Consider the following 25,892-nt stretch of genomic DNA (forward strand, 5'->3'; position numbering starts at 1 on the left):
TTACGAATTCCTCGTTTTATATAGTAAATAAATGAAGTATGGTGCCCCGATGCTCGCTGTGAAGACACCAGCCGGTATTTCCAAAGGTGAGAATAAGGTCCGTCCAATTAAATCCGCCACCATAACCAGGATGCCACCAAGCAAAGCTGAAGTGGGCAGTAACACTCCAAAACTCGAGCCAACCAGCCTTCTGGCCATGTGGGGTGCCATTAATCCCACAAATCCTATTCCGCCGGCAAATGCCGTGGAACCACCAATCAAGGCCGTGCTGATCATCAATAATGCAAACCGCTGTTTTTGGACATGTCCCCCAAGCCCCGTTGCAAGGTCATCGCCTAGCTCCTGTAAATTAATATTCCTGGCATACAGGAAGGCTATTAACAGGAATAGAATCGTCCATGGTGCCAGTACAGCGATATTATTCCAGGTGGAGTTAGACACTGACCCCGTGATCCAAAGGTTGGCCTGGCTCGCTTGATAGACTGGGCCAAGAATCATCATCATCGTAGTGAGTGCCTTCATTAAAGCCATCACCCCAATCCCGATCAACACAAGCCTTATCGGGGGAACTCCATTTTTCCAGGCTAAAGAATAAACAAGAAAGGCCACGACCGTCGCCCCAATGAATGCAGCTAACGGCAGCCAATTGATGCTCACCGTTAAAGAATGATTCTTATCGCTAAAAATGGCCAGGAATCCAACGACCGCTACAGTCGCTCCTCCTGTTATCCCCAAGATATCCGGCGAAGCAAGCGGATTTCGAATCATCCCTTGAAGGATCCCTCCTGCTACTGCAAGGCCCATCCCTACCAACAGGGCAACAATTATTCTAGGCAGGCGGAAAGATTGGATAATAAGCCGATCGCTCTCCGTCCCCCCTCCGATAAAGACCTGGAGGACACTTAACGGATTTATATTCATTTCACCCACTCCAGTACTGATCACAAACACTAGTGAAGTGACTAAAAATAATATGAAAATCACGATCATAGCTTTTTTATCCATCAAGAATGATATTTTTTCATTAAATAAACGAAAGCTCTTATATGACTTCATCGGCCGCTGAACCCCTTTCTAGCTATGTAAATAAAGAATGGGGTCCCGATTATGGCTGTCATGACTCCAACAGGAACTTCTCGAGGCATCAGGATATACCTGGATATGACGTCGGCTGCAATCAAAAGCACCGCCCCGAAAAGTCCAGAGAACGGAATCAACCAGCGATGATCGATGCCAACTATAGAACGGGTAAGATGCGGAACGACGATTCCTATAAAGCCAATCGGACCCGCAACCGCCACTGATCCGCCAGCGAGCAGTATGATTGCCAGCCCCAGGACCAGTTTAAGGAAAACTATATTCAGTCCAAGGCCTTTTGCAACATCTTCACCCATTGATAACACATTCATTTTACCGGACATGATCAAGGCAAGGCCCCAACCTACGACAAGATAAGGCAGGACGGCAATTAAATTGTCTAAACTTCTGCCGGAAACCGATCCAGCAAGCCAGAACAAAACTTGATCTAATAGTGCCTCATTAGAAACAAGAAGACCTTGTGTAAGTGAAGCTACCATGGCCGTCATAGCTGCACCAGCCAATGTCAGCTTCATCGGTGTCAAGCCGCCGCGTCCCATGCTTCCAATCATATATATGCTTATCGCGGCTATGGCCGCCCCTATGAATGACAGCCATGTGAATACTTGAAGATTGCTTATCCCAAAAACGGTGACCCCAGTGACAACCGCCAATCCCGCCCCGGCGTTGACCCCGAATATATCTGGAGAGGCCAGGGGGTTTTTAGTTAGCGTTTGCATCAAAACCCCCGAGATGGCTAAACTTGCACCAATTGCCGAAGCGATCAGGGCACGCGGAAGTCTTACTGATTGAATGACAATGTGTTCATTGGTCCCATTGAAATGGGTAAAAGCATCGATGGCCATTTTCCATGTTGTATCTGTATAACCGTATACAATGCTTGAGCACAGTAAAAACAGCAGCAAAATAATGGTAATGAACAGCCCCATCCATTTCTGCCATGTATATTTTAATAACATATCCAGTTACCTTTCCAATCACGTTTGTATAGTAATATTTTACTGGTGGTAATGGGATTATGTCAACGAATTTGAGAATCATTTTCATTTATATATTGACAGAAAAGTATATTCATTTTATGATGATGCTGTTAAGTGCGAATGATTATCATTTGCTGAAAAATTGGGAGGGATACATAGATGTTTAGATTTAAGTCATTATTAACGATTTTTACAATATTTGCAGTCTTCCTTCTAGCAGCTTGCGGGAATTCGGATGATAAAGCCGATGGAAATAAAGCTGAAGACAAGAAAGAAGATAAAAGTTACACAATTGAGCATGCCATGGGCACTACCGAGTTGAAAGAAACGCCTAAAAGAGTGGTCGTTTTAACAAATGAAGGTACTGAGGCATTGCTTGCTTTAGGAATTAAACCTGTTGGTGCCGTTCAATCATGGCTTGGTGACCCTTGGTACGACCATATTAAAGATGATATGGATGGGGTCGAAGTTGTTGGGGTTGAACATGAAGTTAACTTAGAAAAAATCGCATCACTGAAGCCTGACTTGATTATCGGAAGCAAGATACGCCAAGAGGCTGTATATGATAAATTAAGTGCAATCGCCCCTACCGTCTTTTCGGAAACGCTTAGAGGAGATTGGAAAGAAAATTTTAAACTATATGCAAAAGCCGTTAACCTTGAAGATAAAGGGAACGACGTAATTGCAGAATTCGATAAACACACAGAAGATCTTAAAGCTAAATTGGGTGATAAAGTAAATCAAGAAGTTTCCATTGTTCGTTTCATGGCTGGAACTACTCGTATTTATTACACAGATTCATTCTCTGGAGTGATTTTCGATCAATTAGGATTTAAACGTGCAGAACAACAGAAGGAACTTTTCACTGCAGACAATAAATTAGGTAACCTTGCCATTGAGGTTGGGAAAGAAGTCATCCCTAAAATGGATGGAGATATTCTCTTCTACTTCACGTACGCTCCTGAAGGGGACAAACAGGCCCTAAGCACAGCAAAAGAATGGACTAATGATCCACTTTGGAAAAACCTTGATGCAGTTAAAAATGGAAAAGCTTATGAGGTTAGCGACGCTACTTGGAATACAGCTGGCGGGGTAATTGCAGCTAATAAAATGCTGGATGATATAGAAAAGATCATGCTTGAAAAGTAATAAATTAGGATTGCGATCCTACTGAAAACGGCCTTTCTCGATATAGAATTCGAGAAAGGCCGTTTTATTTTACATTCATGCGAACTGCTGCTGTGTCATTTGTGACTTTAACCCACTTGTCCGCTTTCCTTTAATTGATCATCTACGAACAAGATGCCCAATTCGTAATGCTCCCCGTCAAAAAGAGCTCTTTGCACAAAACGTATCTGTTCATTATTATCGATGACCTCAAGCTTGCAATGTGCCCGGTTTATTTGGAGCGCCCTGTATAACTCTTCTTCTTCCCTGACGACGACCCCATTTATTTTCGAAATGACCTCGCCTTTTTGCAAGCCCATTTTATCTGCCGGAGATTGAGGGATAACGCCTAAGATCTGGACACCCAGCTTACTTTTCGAAAAATAAAAACGAAGCTTTTGATCCATTGCCTTTTGGGTATAGTGCAGGAATTCACGACCAAGGATTGCTAAAACAGCCGTTATGATTGCCAATGGTGGGTACCAGTAACCAACTACCGCCAATATCGTAATCACAATACCCAATGCTCCTACCTTTTTGCCTTGCGCCCTAATGGCCAGTTCCGGAAGCGTCCCATGAACTTTTTGCTTAAAGCCGATTAAAATGGGCAATACGATCGGCGATATGGACATGTCCCCGATTGAAAAAACCGGATACCATTCGAAAGGCACTGGAAGTTGTCCTCCAGGAATCATAACGAACATGGGAATTAGCCAGATTCGCTGTGAAACATACACACCTATCGGCTGCCCCCTCTTGGATACCTCCAACTGAGGAGAGACCTTTTCACTTCCATTGCCAGCAATCAAAAACCCTTCAGCAATGAGGAATAACCCTATCAAAATAACAAGTGTCGGATATACGGACCGATCCAGCTGATTAAAGGCATCCTGAAATAAAGTCAGCTGGATATCACTATCATATAAAAAGAAAAGGATCAAGAAGGTGAGTCCCACTGTGTAAACGGGGGAAACAAACCTCTTTTTCATGGATAGCATGGACAAAACCGTAACCACTGCCATGATGAACAGAGCCGCCAAAGGAATGGCTAGTCCAGTAGCCAGCGTGACGAAGGAAAGGATCAATCCCCATATCAATCCTTGAGGTAACATGGAACGCAGCTCCATGGAAAAACTGTAAATCTTCGTATTGAAATCATGGCGTTCCCGTTTAACGCGAAGATAGCCGATGAATAAACAATAGGCAATCGAAACATAAAGCAAAGGATGAAGGAAGAGTTTTCCTAATCCCATTAAGCATGCAGTCAGCCAATCCGTTGTCAATTTCTTTCCACCATCCTCAAAAGTAATCAAAATTTTGTCAAATTTCGTTCTGGTCAGTTACCTCCTATTCTATCAAAAATGTAACCTTCATGCCTATTAAGATGCAGAAAAAGTAGCTTTATCTTAAGTTTCCCCTATACTGCCTTCATGTTCGCAGGCGGGGCTCGATCAAATGCAAAAGAGGCACCGCTCCAAGGGGAACGGTGCGATCAATTTATTTCACTAAATAATTCAAAGCCGTGCGTAACTGAATATCATTATCTTCATCCTGGATCTTATCCAGAATGGCGGATTCCAGATGTGCTGCGGTTTTAGCGTCCAGTTTACCAGTCACATCCAGGCCAAATTGTTTTTGGAATGCCTTTACTGCGATTTCTGTACTCCAATCATAATATCCATCCTCACGACCCGGTTCAAATCCAAGTCCTTTCAGAATGCTTTGGGCATACTGGATTTGTTCATCATTCATATCCCGCTGCAACACCTTCTCAACGGCCAGCTGATGTGCATCAAAATACTCCGGTTGTTTCACTTTGATTGTCGGTTCGATCCCTTTTTTATGGATCCAGTTCCCTGAAGGCGTCAGCCACTTATATAACGTAAGTTTAATCTTACTGCCATCACCCATTGGTACAGCTTGCTGTACTGTACCTTTCCCGAAGGTCTTCTCACCGACCAATGGATAGTCTCCCGCCTCTTGCATCGCGCCAGCCAGGATTTCCGAGGCTGAGGCGCTGCCTTTATCCGTCAAGACGGCAATGGGATAATCTTTCGCTTTCTTAAGGCTTGTAAAAAACGATTGTGTTTCCCCCGTTCTTTCCGCAATTTGCAAATAGGGTTTGTCTTTCGTGATAAACTCGCCAAGAATCATTTCCACACTGGAAAGAAGACCGCCTGGATTGCCGCGTACATCTATGACCAAGCCCTTGATTCCCTGCTTTTCCAGCTCCTTCAACTGCTTTTTGAAATCAGTCGCAGTATTTTCCGAGAATGTGGTCAACTCGATATAACCGATTTGTTCTCCGGTGACTTCCTTAATTGATGAAAATACGGTATCCAACGGGATTTCGGCACGCACCATATTGAATTCTAGCGGATTGTCCACCCCGGCCCGCTTTATTTCCATTTTGACGGGTGATCCTTTTTCGCCACGGATTTTCAGGCGTGTCTCATACAGATCGAAACCTTCCACACTCTCGCCATTCACCTTAAGGATTTGATCTTTCGGCTTTAATCCTGCTTTTTCAGCAGGAGAATCTTTGTAAGGAGAAACAATGATGACTTTACCATCTTCCATTCCGATTTCAGTCCCAATCCCTTCAAAAGAGGAGTCCAGGGTTTCATTGAATTGCTTAGCGGTCTCCTTGTCCATATATACGGAATAAGGATCTTTCAACGCTGACAGCATGCCTTGGATGGCACCCTCGACCAGTTTGGAACCGTCCACCTGTTCCACATACTGGCTTACGATCAAACCGTAGGCTTGTTCAACTTTTGCCCATTCCTTATCCTTTGATATTTCTTGGCTTTCATCCATTGCTTCATTCTTGGCCGGAAGGCTTGTCCAATATATGCCCCCCACTGCTCCAACGGCTAGTGACATGATGATTGCTAGAGGAAGTACCCATTTTTTGACCATATTTATCCCCATTTCTGACCTGATATGTATTTCACTATATGAAGGGAATGGAAAGAATATGCTTATAGAAAATGGTGACCCCACACAAAAAAACAGACAAGGAATTTATCCTTGTCTGTTTTTCCATTGATATATTGGGTATTAAATATTTATATAGTTTAATGGATTAACAGCATTTGACTTGCTATAATTCCATGGGCCTTTATGTAGCTCAAAGTGTAAATGCTGACCGAAGGAATGTCCTGTGTTACCCATGATGCCAACTTGTTGACCTTTGGCAACTACAGCACCTTCGCCTACTTGTCTAGAACTTAAGTGTGCATACACAGTAGTCCATTGCTGACCGCCGATTGAATGGGTAACGAAGACGACGTTACCGTATGTACTTGAGAAGTAAGAACGGCTTACGACTCCGTCGGCTGCCGCTACAACTGGAACCGTTCCGCTAGCAGCTATATCGATGCCGGCATGCTGTTTATTCCAACGTTCACCCATTGTTGAAGATACATATCCTGCACTAGGTCTAGTGAAAGTACCAGATGATACAGCTGGCGCTTGACTTACATTAGACGAAGATTGTGAAGATGATGATGATGAGCTGTTGCTTTTTGCACTATATCCTGAAGAAGTGGATTGTTTTTTTGTATCGGTTGCCTGTGATGCTTGAGAAGCTGCTTGTGCTGCCGCTTGCGCAGCTTCTTGCTCTGCACGTTTTTTCGCTTCAGCTGCCGCTTTTTTACGAGCTGCTTCCAATTCAGCAAGACGTTGATGCTCTAAGCTGATGGCTGATTTGATCGCTTTTTCTTGGGCGGCAAGATTCGCTTTCTCTTCCTCTAGACCCATCTTCTCGTCTTCATGCTTTTTAGTTTGTTGCTTTAATTTCTTAACCAAAGCATCCTTTTCTTGCTTCTGCTGTTTTTGCTGCTTTTGAATTTCCAATAGTTCAGCTTTTGCCACTTCTAAACTGGCTAGCTTCGTTTCTACGGCTTTTTGCTTTTCTTCCAGATCCTTTTTATCCAGCTCATGCTGCTTTAAAATATCGCGGTCGGCTTCAGCGATTGTCGCTACAGCTCCGACACGGTCAACTAAATCCCCAAAACTGGATGATCCGAATAATACTTCAAGGTAGTTCACGTCCCCGCCAGTCTCTTGGAAAGAAAGGGCCCTTTCCTTCAAAACTTCATTACGTTTGGCGATCCGCTCTTTTAATACTTTAATCTCTTCTTTCAATGCCTCGATCTCTTTTTTCGTTTGAGTAATTTCAGCATTTTTAGCATCGATCTTTTTTGCAGACTCGGCAATTTTCGCTTCAATGGTAGCAATTTGATCTTCTGCTGTCATTTGCTTATCCTGCAGGTTATCGATTTTCTTTTCCGTTTCGGAAATATTCGATTCAACACCCGAACGTTTATCCTGGATGGATTCTTTCTGTTTTTCTAAATTCGAAATCGACTCAGCATAAACCGAAGGTGCCGCTAGAATGCTTCCCAACCCGATCATGATGGAGGCATTCATGGCAATGATATTTTTTTTCAACGTTTCATTTCCCCTTTCAACCCGTTACATCCACGCCTTGTAACGTCTCTCTATGTCTGGCTTCTTTTGGCTTTCGAGTAAAGATACACTTTTATACTTTCAAGAACTTCCTGACGGACATCAAGCTGCCCCATATCCCGATAACGGCACCAATTACGATGAGGATGGCCGAAACTTGATAAATAAATGGATTTGCAGGCAGGAAATCTATGAATTTGAACGTGATTTGCGGTGCTGCATATTTATATAGATTGTAGTAGAATACTGCTATCAGACCTATCGGAATGATGGAACCGAGGATTCCCAACCAGAGACCCTCCAAGAAGAATGGCCAACGGATGAACGTATTCGTCGCCCCTACCAACCTCATGATCTCAATTTCTTTTCTTCTGGCTACAATGGTAATTTTAATCGTATTCGAAATCAGGAACATTGCAGTAAATAGTAAGCCTACAATAAGTACGATTCCTATGTTTCTAGCAATATTAACAAAGCTGAATAGTTTCTCGACGTAGCCTTGTCCATATTTAACACTTTGGATATACTCCAAACCTTCGATCTTTTTTGCCACCTTGATGACATCTTGCGGGGATTTCGTTTTGATGACATAAACGTCCCTTAATGGGTTATCTTGTTCAAATGGTTTAAAAGCATCACCATTATCTCCTAAATCATCTATTAAATTAGTAAGCTCTTCATCTTTTGGAGAGAAAATCACTGATTCAATGCCGTTCATCTCCGTAATTTGCTTACCGATAGCTTTTATATCGTCATCATTCGCCGCATTATCAATATGTGCCCGAACTTCGACATCTTTCTCCACATTTCCCGCGATATGATTTAAATTCATCATGAGCACTAAAAAGACGCCAACCAATGTTAGAGTGACCGTTACTGCACTGACTGAAGCAAACGTCATCCATCCATTACGGCCAATATTTTTAAAACTTTCACGGAAGTGACGGAGCAATGTTCTAAATTTCATATCCGTAATCACCTCGATGTTCATCGCGTACTATTTTTCCACTTTCAATGGCAATGACACGTCGTTTAATATTGTTGACGATGTCCCTATTATGAGTGGCCATGACAAGCGTAGTTCCGCGTTTATTAATTTCTTCAAATATGTTCATGATTTCCCATGATGTTTCGGGATCAAGATTACCTGTAGGCTCGTCGGCTATGACTACCTTAGGGTCATTGACGATCGAACGGGCTATTGCAACCCTTTGCTGCTCCCCACCGGATAACTCTGAAGGAAGCATCCTCGCTTTATGTTTAATGCCAACCAGATCGAGAACTTCCATGACTCTCTTTTTGATTTCTTCTGGTTCCTTTTCAATAACTTCCATGGCAAAAGCAACATTTTCATATGCAGTGAATGTTTGAAGGAGTTTAAAATCTTGGAATACCATACCGATATTACGGCGGAATAGAGGAACTTTCGAATTGCGGATACTTGGCAGGCTAAGGCCATTGACCAAGATATTACCGCTTGTAGGCTTTTCTTCCCTATACATCATTTTGATGAAGGTCGATTTTCCGGCACCGCTCGGACCCACTACATAAACGAACTCGCCTGCCTTTATTTTCACATTGATTCCATTAATGGCAATTACGCCATTTGGATATGTCTTTTTCACATCTATCATTTCTATCATTCTAAAACCACCTAATTTGCTTGGATTATCAATATGTACCAACAGCTTTTTCGACAATTTTCACTGAAATCTGACAGGAATCTCTCTTACTTGAGCACAGAAACATTATAACATCATATTTTGTCAAATTAAGCATAAAAAATATTACAGTTTCATTTCAGTTAGACATATATCAACATCTATGTAATAATTCCAGGATTTGATTGCTTGATAGGGGATTAAATGTGAGTTGTTTCGAGGTTTTTAAGGAGGCTAAATGAAACGTCCTGCTAAGGCAGGACGTTTCGTCTATCATTACTTATGTCCAGCAAGCCATTCAGCGACCATGCTCGCTTCCTTGCCCTGGATTATACCTTTTGGCATTCCACCTTGGCCATTCGCTATGACTTTTTCGATGTCTTCTTTCGAAAGCTTAGAACCGACCTTCGTTAAATTCGGTCCCACGCCGCCTTCAAGATTCACTGCATGACAGCTTGAACATTTGTTTTCATAAATTTTAGCGGCATCACCGGCACCTGCCGTAGTCGTTTCATTATTTTCACTTGCAGGCTCTTTATCTGCAGCATCATCGTTCCCGCCGCATGCAGCCAAGGCCAAAGAAGTACCCAAAACTAAGGCTAACCATTTCACTTTCATTGAATTTACCCCCTCTGATTTATACCAGCACAAGAACATTATACCAATTTCAATCCAGTTTAAAACCCTCCCCAAGTACCTCCGATGCGTCCATTACAATTACAAACGCTTTAGGGTCAACGAGTTTCACCAATTGTTTCAATTTGGTGAATTCCGACTGGTCTATTACGCACATCAAAATTGGACGAGTATCATCCGTATAGCCGCCATACCCGGATATGCCTGTTATACCCCGGTCCAGCTCATGTATGATAGCATCCCTTACTTCCATTTCTTTATTCGTGATAATTAAAGACATCTTCGAATGGTTCAATCCAATCTGGACGAGGTCGATCGTCTTGCTTGTCACATATAGCCCTATTAATGCATAAAGCCCTTTTTCAATATCAAAAACGATGGCAGCACTTAAAACGATGATTCCATCAATGACAGCCACACAGGTCCCCAATGACAGATGGGTATACTTATGGAAAATCTGTGCCGCCAAATCGGTCCCCCCTGTGGAACCCTTCCCGCGAAAGACGATCCCCAGCCCAAGTCCGACCATCATCCCCCCGCAAATCGAACCAAGCAATGCATCATTCGTCCATGCATCCCAATCCTTTGTCAGAAATACCACTAAAGGCAGAAACAAGGTTCCAATCAGGCTCTTGGCTCCGAAATGTCTTCCAAGGATAATAAGCCCCGCAATGAACAAAGGGATATTAAAACCCCAAAGTACATAAGCCGGCTCCCAACCGAGAGTTGAATCGAGAATCGTGCTAATCCCGCTGACCCCGCCAGATGCAACCTGGTTTGGCAGTAAGAATACATTAAAACCAATGGCAATTATGGCCGAACCGACAATCACCAATCCATACTCCATTAACTTTTGAATTAAAGGGTGCTTCTGCTCCCGGTATCTTTTCTTCATTTTGCATAAGTCTCCTCGAACCATCATTATTATCTAGTATTGGCCGAACGAGGTAGAGCATCCCTTTTCCATCCTGTAAATGTCAGCCAGAAGATTCGTTAAAAAGGCAATCATAAAAAAAAGCCGGACCGGGGATACCGGTCCGACTGGCTGATCTTATAATTTTGAACGCAAGTACGCATCAATGAACATATCGATATCCCCATCCATGACCGCTCCCAAGTTTCCGGTCTCCGCACTGGTACGGTGATCTTTAACCATGGAATACGGGTGGAAAACATAAGAACGAATTTGGCTGCCCCAGCCAATTTCCTTTTGCTCACCACGGATTTCATCCAATTCCGCTTGTTGCTGTTCAATTTCACGTTGATACAATTTGGCTTTCAGCATATTCATGGCCTGGGCCTTGTTTTTGATTTGAGATCTCTCGTTTTGGCACGTTACCACTGTGTTCGTAGGTAAATGGGTGATCCGGACTGCGGAGTCCGTTGTATTGATATGCTGACCACCTGCACCACTTGCACGGTACGTATCGATTTTCAAATCTTCCGTGCGTACTTCTATATTGATCGTATCATCGAATTCCGGCATGACTTCACATGAAACGAATGAAGTATGGCGTCTCCCTGAGGAATCGAAAGGAGAAATCCGGACAAGACGGTGGACCCCTTTTTCCGCTTTCAAATAACCATAGGCGTTATGGCCTTTGAAAATTAAAGTGACACTCTTGATTCCAGCTTCATCACCTGGAAGGTAGTCAAGGGTTTCCACTTTAAATCCTCTTTTTTCACCCCATCTTGTATACATACGAAGCAGCATGGAACCCCAATCCTGGGACTCCGTTCCGCCTGCACCAGGATGCAGTTCAAGAATGGCATTTTTCGAGTCATATTCTTCACTTAGTAAAAGTTGAAGTTCAAAGTCATTCATCTTTTGTGAAAGAATCGTGATTTCTTCTTCCAGCTCAGCCAAAAGTTCTTGATCATTCTCCTCTTTCACTAATTCATATGTCAAATCCAGATTTTCATATGATTCATTCAGATCGGACAATTGATTGACTTGTTCTTTCAAAGCATTCGTTTCATTGATGACATTTTGTGCTTTTTGCTGATCATTCCAAAAATCGGGATGTGTCATCTCATTTTCAAGCTGTGCGATTCGTGCCTCTTTTTCATCTAAGTCAAAGAGACCCCCTAAAGTCCGTTAATCGTTGCGCTGTCCGTTCAAGTTCATTTCTTATTTCTGCTAATTCCATTTCTCTTCACCTCATTAAGTATGTTAAAAAAAATCCCTGAAGAGGGATTCGCTTCATTACAAATAAACCTCTTCAAACTATATGCAAATATATTGCTTTATGCAAACTAAACATGAAAAGAGGCGGCAAGCCTCACACTTAACCGTCCCATAATCATTATACACCTAACTTTAGCCTAAATTACCATGGCAATTCTTATATTTTTTACCGCTGCCGCATGGGCATAACGCGTTTCGGCCAACGTCTTCCTTTTTACGGGCAGGGGCTTTTTTCACTTTTCCCCCGTCTTCTTCCTTCGGATTGACCGCTTGTCCTTTTATGACTTCCTTACGCTCCAAATTGTTGCGGATTTCAGCCTTCATGATGTATTTGGCGACTTCATCTTCCATTGAAGCAATCATGGCTTCAAACATTGCGAAACCTTCAGATTGATATTCACGTAACGGATCGATCTGGCCATAAGCACGAAGGTGGATCCCTTGGCGCAATTGCTCCATTGCATCAATATGGTCCATCCACTTACTATCGACTGCACGAAGAACGATTACTTTTTCGAACTCACGCATTTGTTCTTCGGATAGCTCTTCTTCTTTTTGATCATAGCCCTCTTTCACTTTTGCTAAAATGAACTCAACCAATTCCGTTTCATTTTTTCCTTCCAAATCAGCTATAGTGATTGAACCTTCATTAAATAGGTTACCATTCAGGTAATCCACAAGGCCTTGTAAATTCCAGCCTTCCTCATCACCCATTGGTGCAAAGGCTACAACATTTCGCTGGATGGATGCCGTAATCATCGTTTCGACGATTTCACGTAAGTTTTCACTTTCCATGACATCGAAACGCTGTTTATATATAATTTCCCGTTGTTGACGGAGAACATCATCATACTGCAGTAATTGCTTACGTGAATCAAAGTTATTGCCTTCGACCCGTTTCTGTGCGGATTCAACGGCCCTTGTCACCATTTTACTTTGGATTGGCTGAGAATCATCCATTCCAAGGCGTGCCATCATGTTTTTCATGTTATCCGAACCGAAGCGGCGCATCAATTCATCTTCCATTGATAAATAGAATTGAGTGACCCCCGGGTCTCCCTGACGGCCGGACCGACCACGCAGCTGGTTATCAATACGCCTGCTTTCATGACGTTCCGTGCCGATGACAGCAAGGCCTCCAAGCTCCTTGACTCCTTCACCAAGCTTGATATCCGTACCGCGCCCTGCCATGTTCGTAGCAATCGTAACTGAGCCTTGATTACCTGCATTCGCAATGATTTCCGCTTCACGCTCATGGTTCTTGGCATTCAAAACATCGTGAGGGATTCCTTTTTTTGATAAATAGGCGGATATGACTTCAGATGTTTCGATGGCAACCGTACCGACAAGCACAGGCTGACCCTTTTTATAACGCTCGGCGATGTCTTCCACAACAGCCTTGAATTTCCCATCGGTTGTCGCGTATATAAGATCTGCCCTGTCATCCCTAATGATATTCCTGTTTGTCGGGATCGCAATGACATTCATATTATAAATATTGCGGAATTCCTCTTCTTCCGTTTTGGCTGTACCGGTCATACCTGAAAGTTTTTCATACATCCTGAAATAGTTCTGGAATGTAATCGTCGCAAGAGTCATGCTTTCATTTTGAATTTCAAGTCCTTCTTTCGCTTCGATCGCCTGGTGGAGACCTTCACTGTAACGACGGCCTTTCATCAAACGGCCAGTGAATTGGTCAACGATGACTATCTCGCCTTCCTGGACCACATAATCCACATCCAAATGCATGGAAACATGCGCCTTTAACGCCTGATTGATATGATGATTCAAAGTAACGTGATTAATATCGAACAAATTATCGATATTAAACGCTTTTTCAGCTCGGTTCATCCCATCTTCCGTCAGCTGAACCCCTTTTGTCTTTTCATCATATGTGTAGTCCGTTTCTTTTTTTAAGGTTCTCACAAACGCATTGGCCTGGATATAAAGCTGAGCCGATTTTTGTGCGGAACCGGAAATGATCAATGGCGTTCTCGCCTCATCGATCAAAATCGAATCGACCTCATCAATGACAGCAAAGTGCAGCGGGCGCTGTACCATTTGTTCTTTATATAACACCATATTGTCACGAAGGTAATCAAAACCTAACTCATTATTCGTACTGTACGTAATATCCGCATTGTACGCCGCCTGCTTTTCTTCTTTAGAATGACTGTTCAAATTCAATCCGACGGTCAAACCAAGAAAATCATACAATACACCCATCTCGGTGGCATCACGGTGTGCCAAGTATTCATTGACAGTAACAACATGTACACCTTTACCGGTAAGCGCGTTTAAATAAACAGGCATGGTGGATGTTAAGGTTTTACCTTCCCCTGTTTTCATCTCGGAGATATTTCCATCATGAAGGGATGCCCCACCCATGATTTGAACACGGTAAGGATATAAGCCCAGAGCACGCTTTGCACCTTCACGCGCAACCGCAAAAGCCTCGACAAGCAAATCATCAACGGTTTCCCCATTTTGATAACGCTCTTTAAACTCAACCGTTTTGGCACGCAACTGTTCATCCGATAACGCAGCCGTCTCATCAGCCAATGCTTCGACCTGATCGGCGATTTTTTCTAAACGTTTGATTTCTCGCTTATTCGGATCAAAAACTTTATTTAATATATTAAGCATTCAATAACGCTCCTCTATTATGGTAATGATCGTTCAATGACTAAATTCATATAAGTAAGAAGAAACACAACTTCTATTATTACTAATGCACGCTTAATTTTACCACTTCTATTCTAGAGGTACAACTTCATGTCACTTACCTGGTATAGACCTGAATTCAATTCTTGCGAAAAACAATGGATAAATGAGGAGTAAAACTGTTAAAATAGAAGGAAGTATAAAAAATATGTTGCAAACTCCCCACTATTCCATATGTAAATGAGAATTATCCATAACCTTCCATTAGGTGTTATGTCCTTCTAGCGATAGTATGTCAAGGTAATCCAACCATACAGGCGTCATGTTTTGAATGATAAGGTGGGCTACTGAAACTAAATAGCGGAAGATAAATAGAACATGTTTCGAGGTGGTATTGATGATTGGTGAACGTGTAAAAAAACTGCGAGAAGAAAAGAAAATGTCGATGACTGAACTTGCCGATAAAGCGGGTGTGGCAAAGTCTTATTTAAGTTCGCTCGAGCGGAACTTACAAACGAATCCTTCTATTCAATTTCTTGAAAAAATCTCCGCCGTACTTAACATTCCTGTTGATGCCCTGCTTTATGATGCACCAAATAAGGAAACCTTGGACACTGACTGGATGAAAATCGTTGAGGAAGCCATGAATTCAGGTGTTTCAAAACAACAATTCAGGGAATTCATCGAGTTTAATAAATGGAGAAAAGATAAAGAAGAGTAGAGTGGTAGTGCACTAGTTTACCTACATAATCCTGAAGAATACAGTTTGAATAAGCTAGATTTTCCAGAATCTAAAGGAGAAATAAACCCTATAAACAGCTAATGAATCGAACCACTGTTTATAGGGATGTTCTCGATCTTGTTCGAAACCTATTTTCCATCGTTCTCCTCAAAAGATACCTCAAGGCTTTCCCTTTTCAAAAAAGCACTGATCTCCTCTTTTTTGAAACCCAAGCTCCTTGCTTCTGAAATCAATTTCACCCATTCTTGATCCATTGCCACATTAGCCACCTCTTCTACCTCCTAAAATACTCTTTGTATTTCAGGCAGACCAGCCATCATAGTCACAAGGACCTTAGACCTGTGCCTTTGCGCCCTAATCTTTCAATAAGTTTGCCTTTGTCGTGGTACTTATTACCAAATACAATGCCTATAATCATATTATAACGGATACATACTCCATATATTGCTATTTTATGTCGGTAATCCACATAAAAGCAAAAACTTTTATCCGACAAAATATTACAAAATTAAGAAAATTCATAGTGCAGGTAATTTATCATGGACTAATTCAATTTCGCTTTTTTGTATAATAGTGAATATTGCTTCTCTTAATATTTCGTTGGGGTGTATTGATTCTCTCAATTATAAGTGCATCGAGGGCTTTTTGCGCAGTTAAATCCTCACCGCAGGTCGGGCAAAGCCACCTTCCATATTCCGCACTGCTAAAAGAAGCCCTATGGCATGTATGGCAATTCTTTTGATACATATTATCCAATCCCTCTGCACCTTAATCAAATTGTTTTTTATAAATAACTAGTTGTTCTTTTTAAAGAACTAACAATTCGAATATAGTGCAAAAGTTAGGGGTGTTTAAAAAGGTAAAACCGACTATTTATCTTAATGAAGAACTTTTTTGTTCTTTTAAATGAACTTTTCGATGTTTTAGAGAACAAAATTTTAAATCCAACAGCCAACGAATTCTATTAAAAAAGCACAACCCAGAGGCTGGGTTGTGCTTTTGATCTTAGATTAATAGTTAACTAGGTTCAATCAATCCATAGCGCCCATCTTTTCGGCGGTACACTACGTTTGTTGTATTAGTATCCGCATTCGTGTAAACGAAGAAACTGTGACCAAGCATATTCATTTGTAAAATCGCTTCTTCACTGTCCATCGGCTTTAAATCAAAGCGCTTATTGCGAACCACTTCAATATCATTATCGTCTTCGAATTCATCCACCACTTCGTCAACATCCGTATTGAAGGCGAATGCATCGGGTGTCGTCGATAGATTGTTCCGGAACTTACGGTTGACCTTCGTTTTATGTTTACGAATTTGGCGTTCAAGCTTATCATTGATCAAGTCAATGGCAGCATACATATCCGCATTTTCCTCTTCAGCGCGAAGAACCAAATTCTGCATAGGAATCGTCACTTCGACCTTAGATGTATTATTGTTCACTTTTAAATTCACTAACACATTTGCATCTGGTGTATTGTTAAAATATCGTTCTAACTTGCCAATTTTCTTTTCGACGTATTCTCGAATTGCTGGAGTTACCTCAATGTTTTCACCGCGTACGTTGTAATTCATAAAGTGAGTCCTCCTTAAATTAAGACTATACAGTTAGATTCTACAATACCCCTCCGGTTCCCTTTAGAAACACATCATGAAATATGTCGAAATAATGAAACAATTGTCGGAAGGTTTGGAAAGGGTTGATGTCTGCCCTAGCTTCATTATATCAAATGCTATGCTATAAAGAAAAAATTAAGCCTATATTATTTACAGAAAATTTAAAAATATATAACATAAAAACCGTTTGGAATCCAAACGGCAGGGTAATCAGTTTCTTTTATCATAAAATACGCCATCCACTGATAGACTTTCATACGGGTTCGTGTATTTATTGGACGATCGTTTCTTCTTATTTATTTCCTGGATATCCCGCTGTATCTCCTGCTTTTGGAGCTTAAGCAAGTGATCGACCTGTTGGTTGAGCAACAGTACTGCACGGCCCAATTGTTGTTCTTCACCAGTAAAAGGCGGTTTGATTTGAGAAAGAAGCTCATCCCGATGATCAATCAGCTTTGTGATTCTTTCTATTTTATCATCACGCTCTGTGATCGTGCGATCTTCCAGAACGGCAAGCAATTCAGCAGTCAAATCATGAAAGGTTCTAATTACCATTACACTTGACCGCTTTGAGTAAATTGTTTTTTTCGATTGATCTGAATTAATTCCTTCCAAGTATTCCGGAACTCAGTAACAAGTCCTTCCACTTCTTCCAAGGCAGAAACGTCATTTTTCATATTCGCTTCGATCAGACGCCGGTTCATGAAATCATACAGACTCATCATATCTTTGGATACATCCATATCCATATTCAGCGTCACCATCAATTCGCGGATAATATTTTGCGCCTTGATGATGTTCGTATTCTTCGCTTCGATATTTCCTGCTTCAATGCCCTTCTTCCCAAGCATGATGAACTTCAAACAGCCATTATAAAGCATTAATGTAAGCTCTCCCGGGGATGCTGTATTGACTGAATTTTGCTGATACGATTGATATGGATTATTTATCGCCATACTTAACTTCCTTTCCAACTTACCTTAACTAAAATAAGAAGCTAACGATGCACTTTGGCTGTTTGCCTTTTGAATCGCTTTTTCCATCGCCGTGAACTGGTTGTAGTAACGTGATTCCAATTTCGTTAACTTTGCTTCAAATGTTGAGATCTTCTTGTCCAGCCCGTCCACCAATTTTCCGATTGTAAAATTGTTATTAACATAGCCGGCCTTTCCGGCTTTTTCAGTAATCACCTTCATCGATGATTCTATATCATCCCTCAACCGGCGCGCGAGGCCTTTGTCGCTCTTTTCCGAACCGTTGGCCATGAACATATCATAAATCGCATTGGGATCCTCACTAATTGCTGTCCGGAGCTTGTCCTCATCAATCGTTAATTTACCGGCATCCAAATAATTCTTGGTCGTGGTGATCCCCAAACTGCTGAGATTGTTTTTTCCAGTGATTCCATCCACCGAGGTGTATAGAGATGACCTCATTGTGGTCAGGAGACTTTTTAATGTCGAATCACTTTTTAACGTTCCGCTCTTCGCTTTTTCTTCCCACAACTTCACTTCATCCTCTGTCATTGCCTTCTTTTGCTCAGAGGTAAGCGGCGTAAAGGAGCGATATTTCGCTTCGCCCGTTTTATCTTGAACCTTTTTAATGACTTCATTGTATTTATTCACAAACTGAGTGATTGTATCCAGGATGGCATCCACATCAGCTTTTGATGAGAATATGACTGTATCGGTCGTTTTTTGCTTTACCGTTATTTCCGCTCCATTAATCTGAAACGTATTCGAAGGCCGGGAAATTTCCAGTCCATTATAAACAATGGACGCATTTTCCCCTTTTGAGCCGCCAGCTCCTTCATTGTTACTGCCCAGTTTTAACGTATCGAAAAAATCTCCGGTGCCTCCCAATTCAATTTCAGGCCGACCTTTAACATCACCGGTATTTTTAGCAGTGATGGAAAACTGCTGGGACGTTTCATCGAAAAATAGGGTCACTCCCGAGTTAGCGTTAATTTTATTTATCACACTCTCTAACGTATCGTCCGCATTAAGGGTAAGCGTGTACGGTTTTTCCACTGTCACTCCACCTTTTACTTCCGTATCAAAACCGCCATCTTTATTGATGGCGAGTATCGTAATATCTTGTGGTGTCGTGAAACCCAATTCCGATAGTTTCTTTTTGGGGTCGGTAACAGCTGATTTTTCCGTACTTGTCATGGTTGCTGCTTTAGCAAGTCCATTCACTTGTATATTCCCGGAAAAATCACTGGTCGAATTCACATTTCTCACTGATACAGCATCTGGATTCGATACCGACACCTTCTTTTTAATGAAAGAAGACTGCTTCCCGATTCCATCACGAATGAGCGTATCCAATTCTGATAAAGCTGTATTTACCGAACGGTAATCATCCCGCTGCCACTCGGAATACTGCTTTTTCTGTGTTAATTTATCCAACGGCACCCGTTCTGCCTGCATCATGCTCTTAACTAGTTCATCAATGTCCATCCCGCTTGCTAAACCACTGATTCGTACCAAAATAAATCACCCGCTTATATTTTTTCATCCACCATTATGCCGACAAACTCCGTCATTGCCGCATAGAAATCCAATAACTTCTTCGGTGGAATTTCCCTGAGCGTCTCATCCGTCACGTCACCGACTACCTTGACAAAGTACTCATTCAGCTTCTCGTGATATTCAAAACGAACGGCCGTATGTGTCGGATTCAGGAAGGTGTTCAAACTATCCACCATTTCCTGCACCTTTTCTTTTGAAGGCTCATCAGTAGATTCCACACTTTGCTCCGAATAGGCAAGCGTATTCATTTCCCGCTGATAATATGAACTGTTTCCTTCCGAGATTGCTGTTCTAAGTTGTGAGGAAAGAATATTCGCGGACAAACTCTCCAGCATCTAAATAGCCCCCAATATGATGTCTTTACTTTTTATATCGGTTCTTACAGTTTTATATTTAGTAAAGCTTTTTGATTTTGGTTTCAACTGTAGACTTTTCATGAATGATCTTTTTCTATAAAAGAGATTCTACTAAAAAACTCCAGAAGAATAACTGGAGTCTAGTTGATTTCCACTCCAGGCACTCGCTTTCCAATCAACTTTGTTTTAACATTTAGATAGAGCTCCTTTACCTACAGTCTTTTTTAAAAACCTTTGGAAAAAAATATGACTGACTATTTAATTATAGGACTTCTCTTTTTATTCAAATGAATCAGCGAACATACTAGGAATGGATATATCCCATCCAGCTTGTGATTAATAGCTGTATTCACCAGTCATTCACCATACAAATTACTGACATCTTCATCTATGTATTTTGTAGTACCATCATACTCTATTAGGATTGTAGCCATAAGATTCCTTGGTGGTAGATAAACGAATGGTCCCTTACTTTGTAAGGGTCAGTAATCCCTTTTTTCTGCATCGTAGTGTTCCTTGCACCCTTCAATCAGTACAAATAAAAGAGCCTAACACAAAGTGTCAGACCCTTTATTGTTAGGCTAACTATTCAATTAACGAAGTAACTGAAGAACGCCTTGCGGTTGCTGGTTGGCTTGAGCTAGCATTGCTTGAGATGCTTGCGCCAAGATAGAGTTTTTAGTTTGCTCCATCATAGTCTTAGCCATATCTGTATCACGAACACGTGATTCAGCAGCTGTCAGGTTTTCAGAAGAAGTACCTAAGTTGTTGATAGTATGCTCTAAACGGTTTTGGTTAGCACCTAGTTTAGAACGTTCTGCTGAAACAGTGTCAATCGCAGATTGAATTTTTGTAATAGCAGCTGATGCGTTTTTAGCGTTAGAAACATCCAGGCCAGATTCAACACCTGTAGAATCTGTACCATTGCTTACATTTGTATCAGTTGTGAAGCCTGTACCAGTACCAGTCAATCCAAGAGCACTTGCACGCATATCACCAATTTCAAGTGTCAGGCTTTGATTTTCGTTTGCACCGATTTGGAATTGAAGACCTGCTCCAGCTTCAACAGCTTCTTTAGCTTTTACTTCAGCAGACCCATCTACAGTTTCAGCAGCATCTACAGATAGACCGCCAGTTCCAGTGATAGTTGCTGCAGTTGCAGATTCAGTTCCAGGCTTTTGTTCTAGTTTAAGTTGTCCGCCATCTTTAGTTGCAGTGTACTTAGCGCTTAATTCAGCATCTGCTCCAATAGCAGCAATTAATCCATCAAGATCTGTGAACTCTCCAGCAGCGGCATCATCAGCAGCGGCAACTGTAAATGTTTTTCCATCTACTACTACTGTGTCGCCTGCAGTTGTACTTAATGTTCCTGTTGACGTTACGCTACCGGCCTTAGCAGGAGCAGCTGGTACTGCGGGTTGAGCTGCAGTTGCTGAATCCTTAGAGCCATTCAATAATTTCTGTGTATTGAATTCAGTAGTATTACCGATACGGTTGATTTCAGATGTTAATGAATCCATTTCCTTTTGGATTTCTCCACGGTCACTAGTTGTATTAGTATCCGTTGATGCTTGGGTAGCAAGTTCACGCATGCGTTGAAGGATATCAGTCGTTTCGTTCAATGCACCTTCAGCAGTTTGGATCAAAGAGATGGCATCTTGTGAGTTACGGGAAGCTTGATCCAATCCGCGGATTTGTCCACGCATTTTTTCAGAGATTGCAAGACCGGCTGCGTCATCGCCTGCACGGTTGATGCGCATGCCTGAAGCTAGTTTCTCCATGGATTTGGATTGTGCATTCGTTGCACTTGATAATTGACGGTGCGTGTTTAGAGCTGAGATATTGTGATTGATAATCATTTATGTTTCCTCCTTGAGTCTTAAGTCCCCACGTCCATGTGGTTGTTTACGATGGGCAGTGAATAAGTCGGTCGCCTATTTCACTGCCCATCGTTGTATAGTTAATATCGACCTGCTTGGAAACATATTTAGCGGATTTTACGATTTTTTCTTGAAATACTCATTTATATTTTCCAGAAAATTGGTTTCTGTTTTTGAGGCTTTCCTATTTTCCTGCTGGATGGACAGGTAGACTTCCTTCCTATGGATATCGACGTTTTTAGGGGCATTGATCCCCAGTTTGATCTGTTCCCCCTCAACGGACAGGATCGTAATTTCGATATCATCGCCAATCATGATCGCTTCATTTGGTTTTCTGGTCAATACAAGCATCATTTCCCCTCCTGTTCTGCTGGAGGTTCAAAAAGTCTGTGCTTTGTACGGTATTCACTAGCACTCATGATAAATTGCTTACCGATTTTTTTGGGGCCGTTTATGATGATGGGAGCTTGGAGATTGGCCGTCGTTTCATTGAAAGGGTCCTGGATCGTTAAGATGACGAAAGTGATGACTTCCAGTTCCGTTTCAATTTGTAATGAAGATAACACCTCATCCGTAAGCTTCACTTCGTAATCATGAAACACTTCAAATGGGTCCATTACAATGAAGGCAAGCTCTTTTGTTTCTATCGATTGCAGGACGAAAAATGGCGTGTCATCCAAAGCTAGCAAGCAAAACTGTTTTTCTTCTAAAAATCCTGGTATCCCGCTTTCAAATACATAAATCTCTTTCTCTGCCAATTCTAGTTCGCCATGAAACTTTGTTTGTATGATCATCTATGTTTTCACTTCCCTATCTCATCCGGTAATAAATTTGGTGAAATCTATATCCAGCGCATTTTTTTGTAGAATTTCGACATCCACACTTCCTGGTGTGTATGTATGGTTCGCCCCATTGACTTGAGCATCAATGATCGGTTTTTGTACGGTTGCTTCAATCTCCACTCGGGCAGGCTCGTAGTCCAGCTTCACGCTGAAATGAGAGGGAATCCATCCGAGATTGAATTGCTTATCAGGCCCTATGCTGTTTTGCCTGGCATGTTCAGCGAGTGGATTACCCCCTTTTTCAATATGCCTCAGCTCCGTTCCCTGTTGGGCACGTCTTGCCATACCCGCCAGCCAATCTTGATATCCCTGCTTCGCAAATTCATCGACTCTTCTTGAGAGGCTTTTCAAATCCATGTCTTCCCTTGCTTGTGACTGATCGATCGTCAGCTTGCCTGGGGCCGTTTGAATCTCCAGTATGGCTTGCGGCTGTTCGATAGATTGGACCGCCGCCTTCTGTTCGATTTGCTGTACAGGCTGCTCTATATTCAATCCAATCTTCATTGGGGTGGATTGCAATCTGATTTGTGGAATCTGCATCATCAACACTCCTTATAGAAAAAAGCTATCCATTTAAGAATAGCTTAGCGAAGAAAATCCAATAAACTCGGTTGCATGATTTTTGCTCCGATACTTAATGCAGCACTATGGACACTTTCCTGGGTCGTCAAATCCATGATCGCCTTTTCGATATCGACATCCTCATTTTTCGAAAGGATTTCAGTGGCAAAAACCTCCTGCTGCTTGAGACGATCCGTCATCAGCTCAATCCGATTCTGCCTTGCGCCAACCTGTGCCTGCATGCCTAAGAAAGTATTTATCGTTGTGTCAAGTCCTTCAAGCGTCCCGCTCACGTCCCCGCCGTTTTCGAGTGCATCGATTGTTCGGTCGATGCTTCCGCCGGCAGCGAGTGCATCACCAAAAATCTTGGAACCGTCCGTATTAATTTTAAGGGAAATCCCGGAAAACACTTCAAGGTTTATGTCCCCTGTGCCATACACCGTATTTCCATTCGCATCTTTAACGGACGATGGTCTCACATTCGTATCCTGACCGTTAAAAATATACTTCCCGCCAATCTGTGTGTCGCCGAGAGTTATGAGATGTTCTTTTAATTGTTTAATTTCTTCAGTAATGGTTTTAAGTTGTTCTCCTTCATACGTGCCATTGCTGCCTTGAACGGTTAATTCACGAATCCGCTGCATGGCGGAAACCGCTTCCGTAATGGCATCATCCGTGCTGTCGATCCAATTGGTCGCCTCCGCAATGTTACTTTGATACTGCCCTATTTGATTGAGGGTCGTCCGGTACCCCATTCCCATCATGGCCGCAACAGGGTTATCGGATGGTTTGGAGAATTTCTTTTGAGAGGAAACCTGCTCTTGCAGCTTGGACATCTTTTCGTAACTGCTGCTTAAATTCCTCAACATATTATTGTTTAGCATCGATTGCGTTACCCGCACGTTCGTCCCCTCCTATCATCTGCCTGCCGTACCCATTCCGTTTATGATTTTATCGAGCATTTCATCCATCATCGTCATCATTCTTGCAGATGCGTTGTATGCCTGCTGGAATTTGATCATGTCCGTCATTTCTTCATCAAGGGATACGGAACTGACGGACTCCCTATTTTGATTGACCGATGCAGCAAGCACGACAGAATTGGAAAGGTTTTTTTTGGCGCTTTGGGAATCCACGCCAAGCTTTCCGATGATACCGGAATAATAGGTGTCGAAGCTTCCTGTCAATTCATCAGAGTTTTGGTCTTTAGTCGAGTACTCACTGAACGCCTTCTTTTTAAGGTCAGCCAGGAGTTTGGCATTTTCATTATCACCGGATGCCCCTCCGCTTTTTCCGCCTGCGGCTATTTTTGTGGGATCCTTAACAATTTCACTATTCACCTTGATGCTTTGGGCGGCACTCTTACCAGGTTCAACTTCAAAGAAGTTCAATGTTGAATTGTTGTCATCACCTAAGGCATATCCTTGTTTATGTATGGCATTGAACTCATTCACAAAAGCCGTCGTCATATTATCGAGCTTTTTCAGCATATCAGGATAAGCGCCGCCGATCATGCCATCAGCCTTAATATAGCCGAAGCTTTTGATCAAACCGGATAGTTCTCCCGAGAATTTGTAATCCGTCAATGTTTTCGAACCAAATTTCAATCCGTCTACCATACCTGTCTTTTTATCATGGCTAACTTCAACTTTCGATGTTCCCGCCATCCCGGTTTGGTTAACACTGACAAGATTGATGGGCGGCGCAAAAGACGAACCGTCTTCTTGCATCAATTCGATGTTGTATAGCCCTGTAGCCACATCACTGGCTCTTCCGTAATCCTTCGGAATGACGTTATTCACTTTAATGCTGACAAGCTGCGAGAGATTGTCCACGAGTACATCACGTTTATCATAAAGGTCATTGGGGATATAACCATGCGGCTCCGCTTTACTGATCTGTTGGTTAAGCTGATCAATACTGCTGATGAGCGTATTGATTTCGTTCGCTTTGACGTTTATCTGATTGCCTATATCCGTTTGAACATTCGTTAGCGAGTTGTAGTAGTAGTTCAGGGTATCCGCGACCATGACACCTGTCGAGGCAACGACTTCACGGGCCCCGGAGTTTTCCATATTGGCCGTCAGCCCCTGCAGCGAATTCCAGAACTTCTCCATCGTGGCGGCTAATCCGCTGTCGGTCGGTTCGTTCATGATCCCTTCCATTTTCGTCAGGGATTCGCTCATGGCCCCGTAATAACCAATTTTATTACTTTGTGTCCTGTATTGTGCATCCAGGAAACTGTCGCGGATCCGCTGAACCGTTTCAGCTGCCACCCCTGTCCCGATTTGGCCGGCAACACGCGGGCTGTTCAAACCGACAGTAGGAAAGCCCGACGTCTGGACCAAGTTGACCCGCTGCCTTGAATATCCTAATGTATTGGCATTGGCCACATTATTTCCTGTTGTATACAAGGCTCCTTGAGAGGTGGATAATCCGCGCTTGGCGGTCTCAAGACCCATAAAGGTTGAAATCATTTGCTCGCACCTC

26 protein-coding genes and 1 riboswitch are annotated in these 25,892 nt (G+C 42.3%); of the genes, 3 read left to right on the forward strand and 23 right to left on the reverse strand.

The features are described 5' to 3' along the window. Together AC3ISB_RS26490 and AC3ISB_RS26495 are read right to left on the reverse strand one after the other, a co-directional pair. Entirely contained in the window at positions 1-1,056 is a 1,056-nt protein-coding gene (locus AC3ISB_RS26490) for a FecCD family ABC transporter permease (RefSeq protein ID WP_098371567.1), read from the reverse strand. Beyond that, on the reverse strand, positions 1,053-2,057 hold the full coding sequence (locus AC3ISB_RS26495; protein WP_098371568.1) for a FecCD family ABC transporter permease: 1,005 nt from the start codon (positions 2,055-2,057) through the stop codon (positions 1,053-1,055). The genes AC3ISB_RS26490 and AC3ISB_RS26495 overlap by 4 nt, the downstream gene beginning before the upstream one ends. Positions 2,058-2,116: 59 nt before the next feature. On the opposite strand from AC3ISB_RS26495, the gene AC3ISB_RS26500 reads away from it, so the two are divergent. Next, the gene (locus tag AC3ISB_RS26500; protein WP_339201110.1) at positions 2,117-2,245 is read left to right on the forward strand and encodes a hypothetical protein; all 129 of its coding nucleotides are present in this window, start codon (positions 2,117-2,119) and stop codon (positions 2,243-2,245) included. Continuing rightward, positions 2,238-3,227, forward strand: a complete 990-nt coding sequence (locus AC3ISB_RS26505; protein ID WP_141992805.1) for an ABC transporter substrate-binding protein — start codon at positions 2,238-2,240, stop codon at positions 3,225-3,227. Before AC3ISB_RS26500 ends, AC3ISB_RS26505 begins: the two co-directional genes overlap by 8 nt. Positions 3,228-3,334: 107 nt before the next feature. Here the strand turns inward: AC3ISB_RS26505 and AC3ISB_RS26510 are convergent, their stop codons facing one another. The 9 genes from AC3ISB_RS26510 to secA form a co-directional block, all read right to left on the reverse strand. Next, complete coding sequence (locus tag AC3ISB_RS26510; RefSeq protein ID WP_489275021.1) at positions 3,335-4,528, reverse strand: PDZ domain-containing protein; 1,194 nt, start codon at positions 4,526-4,528, stop codon at positions 3,335-3,337. Positions 4,529-4,742: 214 nt separating this feature from the next. Further along, complete coding sequence (locus AC3ISB_RS26515) at positions 4,743-6,167, reverse strand: S41 family peptidase (RefSeq protein WP_489275023.1); 1,425 nt, start codon at positions 6,165-6,167, stop codon at positions 4,743-4,745. A gap of 141 nt (positions 6,168-6,308) precedes the next feature. After that, entirely contained in the window at positions 6,309-7,703 is a 1,395-nt protein-coding gene (locus tag AC3ISB_RS26520; RefSeq protein WP_489275025.1) for a murein hydrolase activator EnvC family protein, read from the reverse strand. 91 nt (positions 7,704-7,794) lie between these two features. After that, the gene (gene ftsX, locus AC3ISB_RS26525; protein WP_489275026.1) at positions 7,795-8,688 is read right to left on the reverse strand and encodes a permease-like cell division protein FtsX; all 894 of its coding nucleotides are present in this window, start codon (positions 8,686-8,688) and stop codon (positions 7,795-7,797) included. Then, complete coding sequence (ftsE, locus tag AC3ISB_RS26530) at positions 8,678-9,364, reverse strand: cell division ATP-binding protein FtsE (protein WP_076368273.1); 687 nt, start codon at positions 9,362-9,364, stop codon at positions 8,678-8,680. Before ftsE ends, ftsX begins: the two co-directional genes overlap by 11 nt. A 294-nt stretch (positions 9,365-9,658) precedes the next feature. Further along, positions 9,659-10,000, reverse strand: a complete 342-nt coding sequence (cccB, locus tag AC3ISB_RS26535; RefSeq protein ID WP_076368274.1) for a cytochrome c551 — start codon at positions 9,998-10,000, stop codon at positions 9,659-9,661. A gap of 49 nt (positions 10,001-10,049) precedes the next feature. Next, complete coding sequence (locus AC3ISB_RS26540; protein ID WP_480339391.1) at positions 10,050-10,865, reverse strand: YitT family protein; 816 nt, start codon at positions 10,863-10,865, stop codon at positions 10,050-10,052. A 204-nt stretch (positions 10,866-11,069) separates the two neighbouring features. Continuing rightward, positions 11,070-12,168, reverse strand: a protein-coding gene (gene prfB, locus AC3ISB_RS26545) for a peptide chain release factor 2 (protein WP_286178587.1) whose coding sequence is annotated in 2 segments (ribosomal slippage) — positions 11,070-12,104 and positions 12,106-12,168 — 1,098 coding nt in all. Because the reading frame shifts where the segments join, the coding sequence is not laid out codon by codon here. A gap of 170 nt (positions 12,169-12,338) precedes the next feature. Beyond that, entirely contained in the window at positions 12,339-14,852 is a 2,514-nt protein-coding gene (secA, locus tag AC3ISB_RS26550; RefSeq protein ID WP_489275028.1) for a preprotein translocase subunit SecA, read from the reverse strand. Positions 14,853-15,267: 415 nt separating this feature from the next. On the opposite strand from secA, the gene AC3ISB_RS26555 reads away from it, so the two are divergent. Beyond that, positions 15,268-15,591 carry a helix-turn-helix domain-containing protein gene (locus AC3ISB_RS26555; protein ID WP_063233922.1) on the forward strand — a complete coding sequence of 108 codons (324 nt, stop codon included), beginning with the start codon at positions 15,268-15,270 and terminating at the stop codon, positions 15,589-15,591. 149 nt (positions 15,592-15,740) lie between these two features. Here the strand turns inward: AC3ISB_RS26555 and AC3ISB_RS26560 are convergent, their stop codons facing one another. The 12 genes from AC3ISB_RS26560 to flgK all read right to left on the reverse strand — a co-directional run bounded on the left by AC3ISB_RS26560 (position 15,741) and on the right by flgK (position 25,879). Further along, the gene (locus tag AC3ISB_RS26560) at positions 15,741-15,881 is read right to left on the reverse strand and encodes an anti-repressor SinI family protein (protein ID WP_286178586.1); all 141 of its coding nucleotides are present in this window, start codon (positions 15,879-15,881) and stop codon (positions 15,741-15,743) included. A 31-nt stretch (positions 15,882-15,912) separates the two neighbouring features. Beyond that, positions 15,913-15,998: riboswitch (cyclic di-GMP riboswitch) on the reverse strand. 631 nt (positions 15,999-16,629) lie between these two features. After that, positions 16,630-17,187 (reverse strand): ribosome hibernation-promoting factor, HPF/YfiA family, encoded by a 558-nt coding sequence (gene hpf, locus AC3ISB_RS26565; RefSeq protein ID WP_098371577.1) that lies wholly within the window; start codon positions 17,185-17,187, stop codon positions 16,630-16,632. Between the two features lie 252 nt (positions 17,188-17,439). Continuing rightward, positions 17,440-17,784 (reverse strand): flagellar protein FliT, encoded by a 345-nt coding sequence (gene fliT, locus AC3ISB_RS26570; RefSeq protein WP_480339303.1) that lies wholly within the window; start codon positions 17,782-17,784, stop codon positions 17,440-17,442. Beyond that, positions 17,784-18,185 (reverse strand): flagellar export chaperone FliS, encoded by a 402-nt coding sequence (gene fliS / locus AC3ISB_RS26575; protein WP_141992795.1) that lies wholly within the window; start codon positions 18,183-18,185, stop codon positions 17,784-17,786. Before fliS ends, fliT begins: the two co-directional genes overlap by 1 nt. A gap of 24 nt (positions 18,186-18,209) precedes the next feature. Continuing rightward, positions 18,210-19,721: a flagellar hook-associated protein 2 gene (locus AC3ISB_RS26580; protein ID WP_489275031.1), complete on the reverse strand. Its 1,512-nt coding sequence runs from the start codon at positions 19,719-19,721 to the stop codon at positions 18,210-18,212. 14 nt (positions 19,722-19,735) lie between these two features. After that, positions 19,736-20,098, reverse strand: a complete 363-nt coding sequence (gene flaG, locus AC3ISB_RS26585; protein WP_489275033.1) for a flagellar protein FlaG — start codon at positions 20,096-20,098, stop codon at positions 19,736-19,738. A gap of 614 nt (positions 20,099-20,712) precedes the next feature. Beyond that, positions 20,713-21,978: a flagellin N-terminal helical domain-containing protein gene (locus AC3ISB_RS26590; protein ID WP_480339300.1), complete on the reverse strand. Its 1,266-nt coding sequence runs from the start codon at positions 21,976-21,978 to the stop codon at positions 20,713-20,715. A gap of 138 nt (positions 21,979-22,116) precedes the next feature. After that, positions 22,117-22,350, reverse strand: a complete 234-nt coding sequence (gene csrA / locus AC3ISB_RS26595) for a carbon storage regulator CsrA (RefSeq protein ID WP_141992792.1) — start codon at positions 22,348-22,350, stop codon at positions 22,117-22,119. Beyond that, positions 22,350-22,793 (reverse strand): flagellar assembly protein FliW, encoded by a 444-nt coding sequence (fliW, locus tag AC3ISB_RS26600; RefSeq protein ID WP_480339299.1) that lies wholly within the window; start codon positions 22,791-22,793, stop codon positions 22,350-22,352. The genes csrA and fliW overlap by 1 nt, the downstream gene beginning before the upstream one ends. Positions 22,794-22,814: 21 nt before the next feature. Beyond that, a complete protein-coding gene (locus AC3ISB_RS26605) occupies positions 22,815-23,384 on the reverse strand; it encodes a DUF6470 family protein (RefSeq protein ID WP_489275034.1) in 570 nt (189 codons plus the stop codon). Between the two features lie 41 nt (positions 23,385-23,425). Next, the gene (flgL, locus tag AC3ISB_RS26610; protein WP_489275036.1) at positions 23,426-24,304 is read right to left on the reverse strand and encodes a flagellar hook-associated protein FlgL; all 879 of its coding nucleotides are present in this window, start codon (positions 24,302-24,304) and stop codon (positions 23,426-23,428) included. Positions 24,305-24,319: 15 nt separating this feature from the next. Continuing rightward, positions 24,320-25,879 carry a flagellar hook-associated protein FlgK gene (gene flgK / locus AC3ISB_RS26615; RefSeq protein WP_489275037.1) on the reverse strand — a complete coding sequence of 520 codons (1,560 nt, stop codon included), beginning with the start codon at positions 25,877-25,879 and terminating at the stop codon, positions 24,320-24,322. Positions 25,880-25,892 lie beyond the last annotated feature (13 nt).

The organism is Peribacillus sp. GL_122 (genome assembly GCF_057835005.1).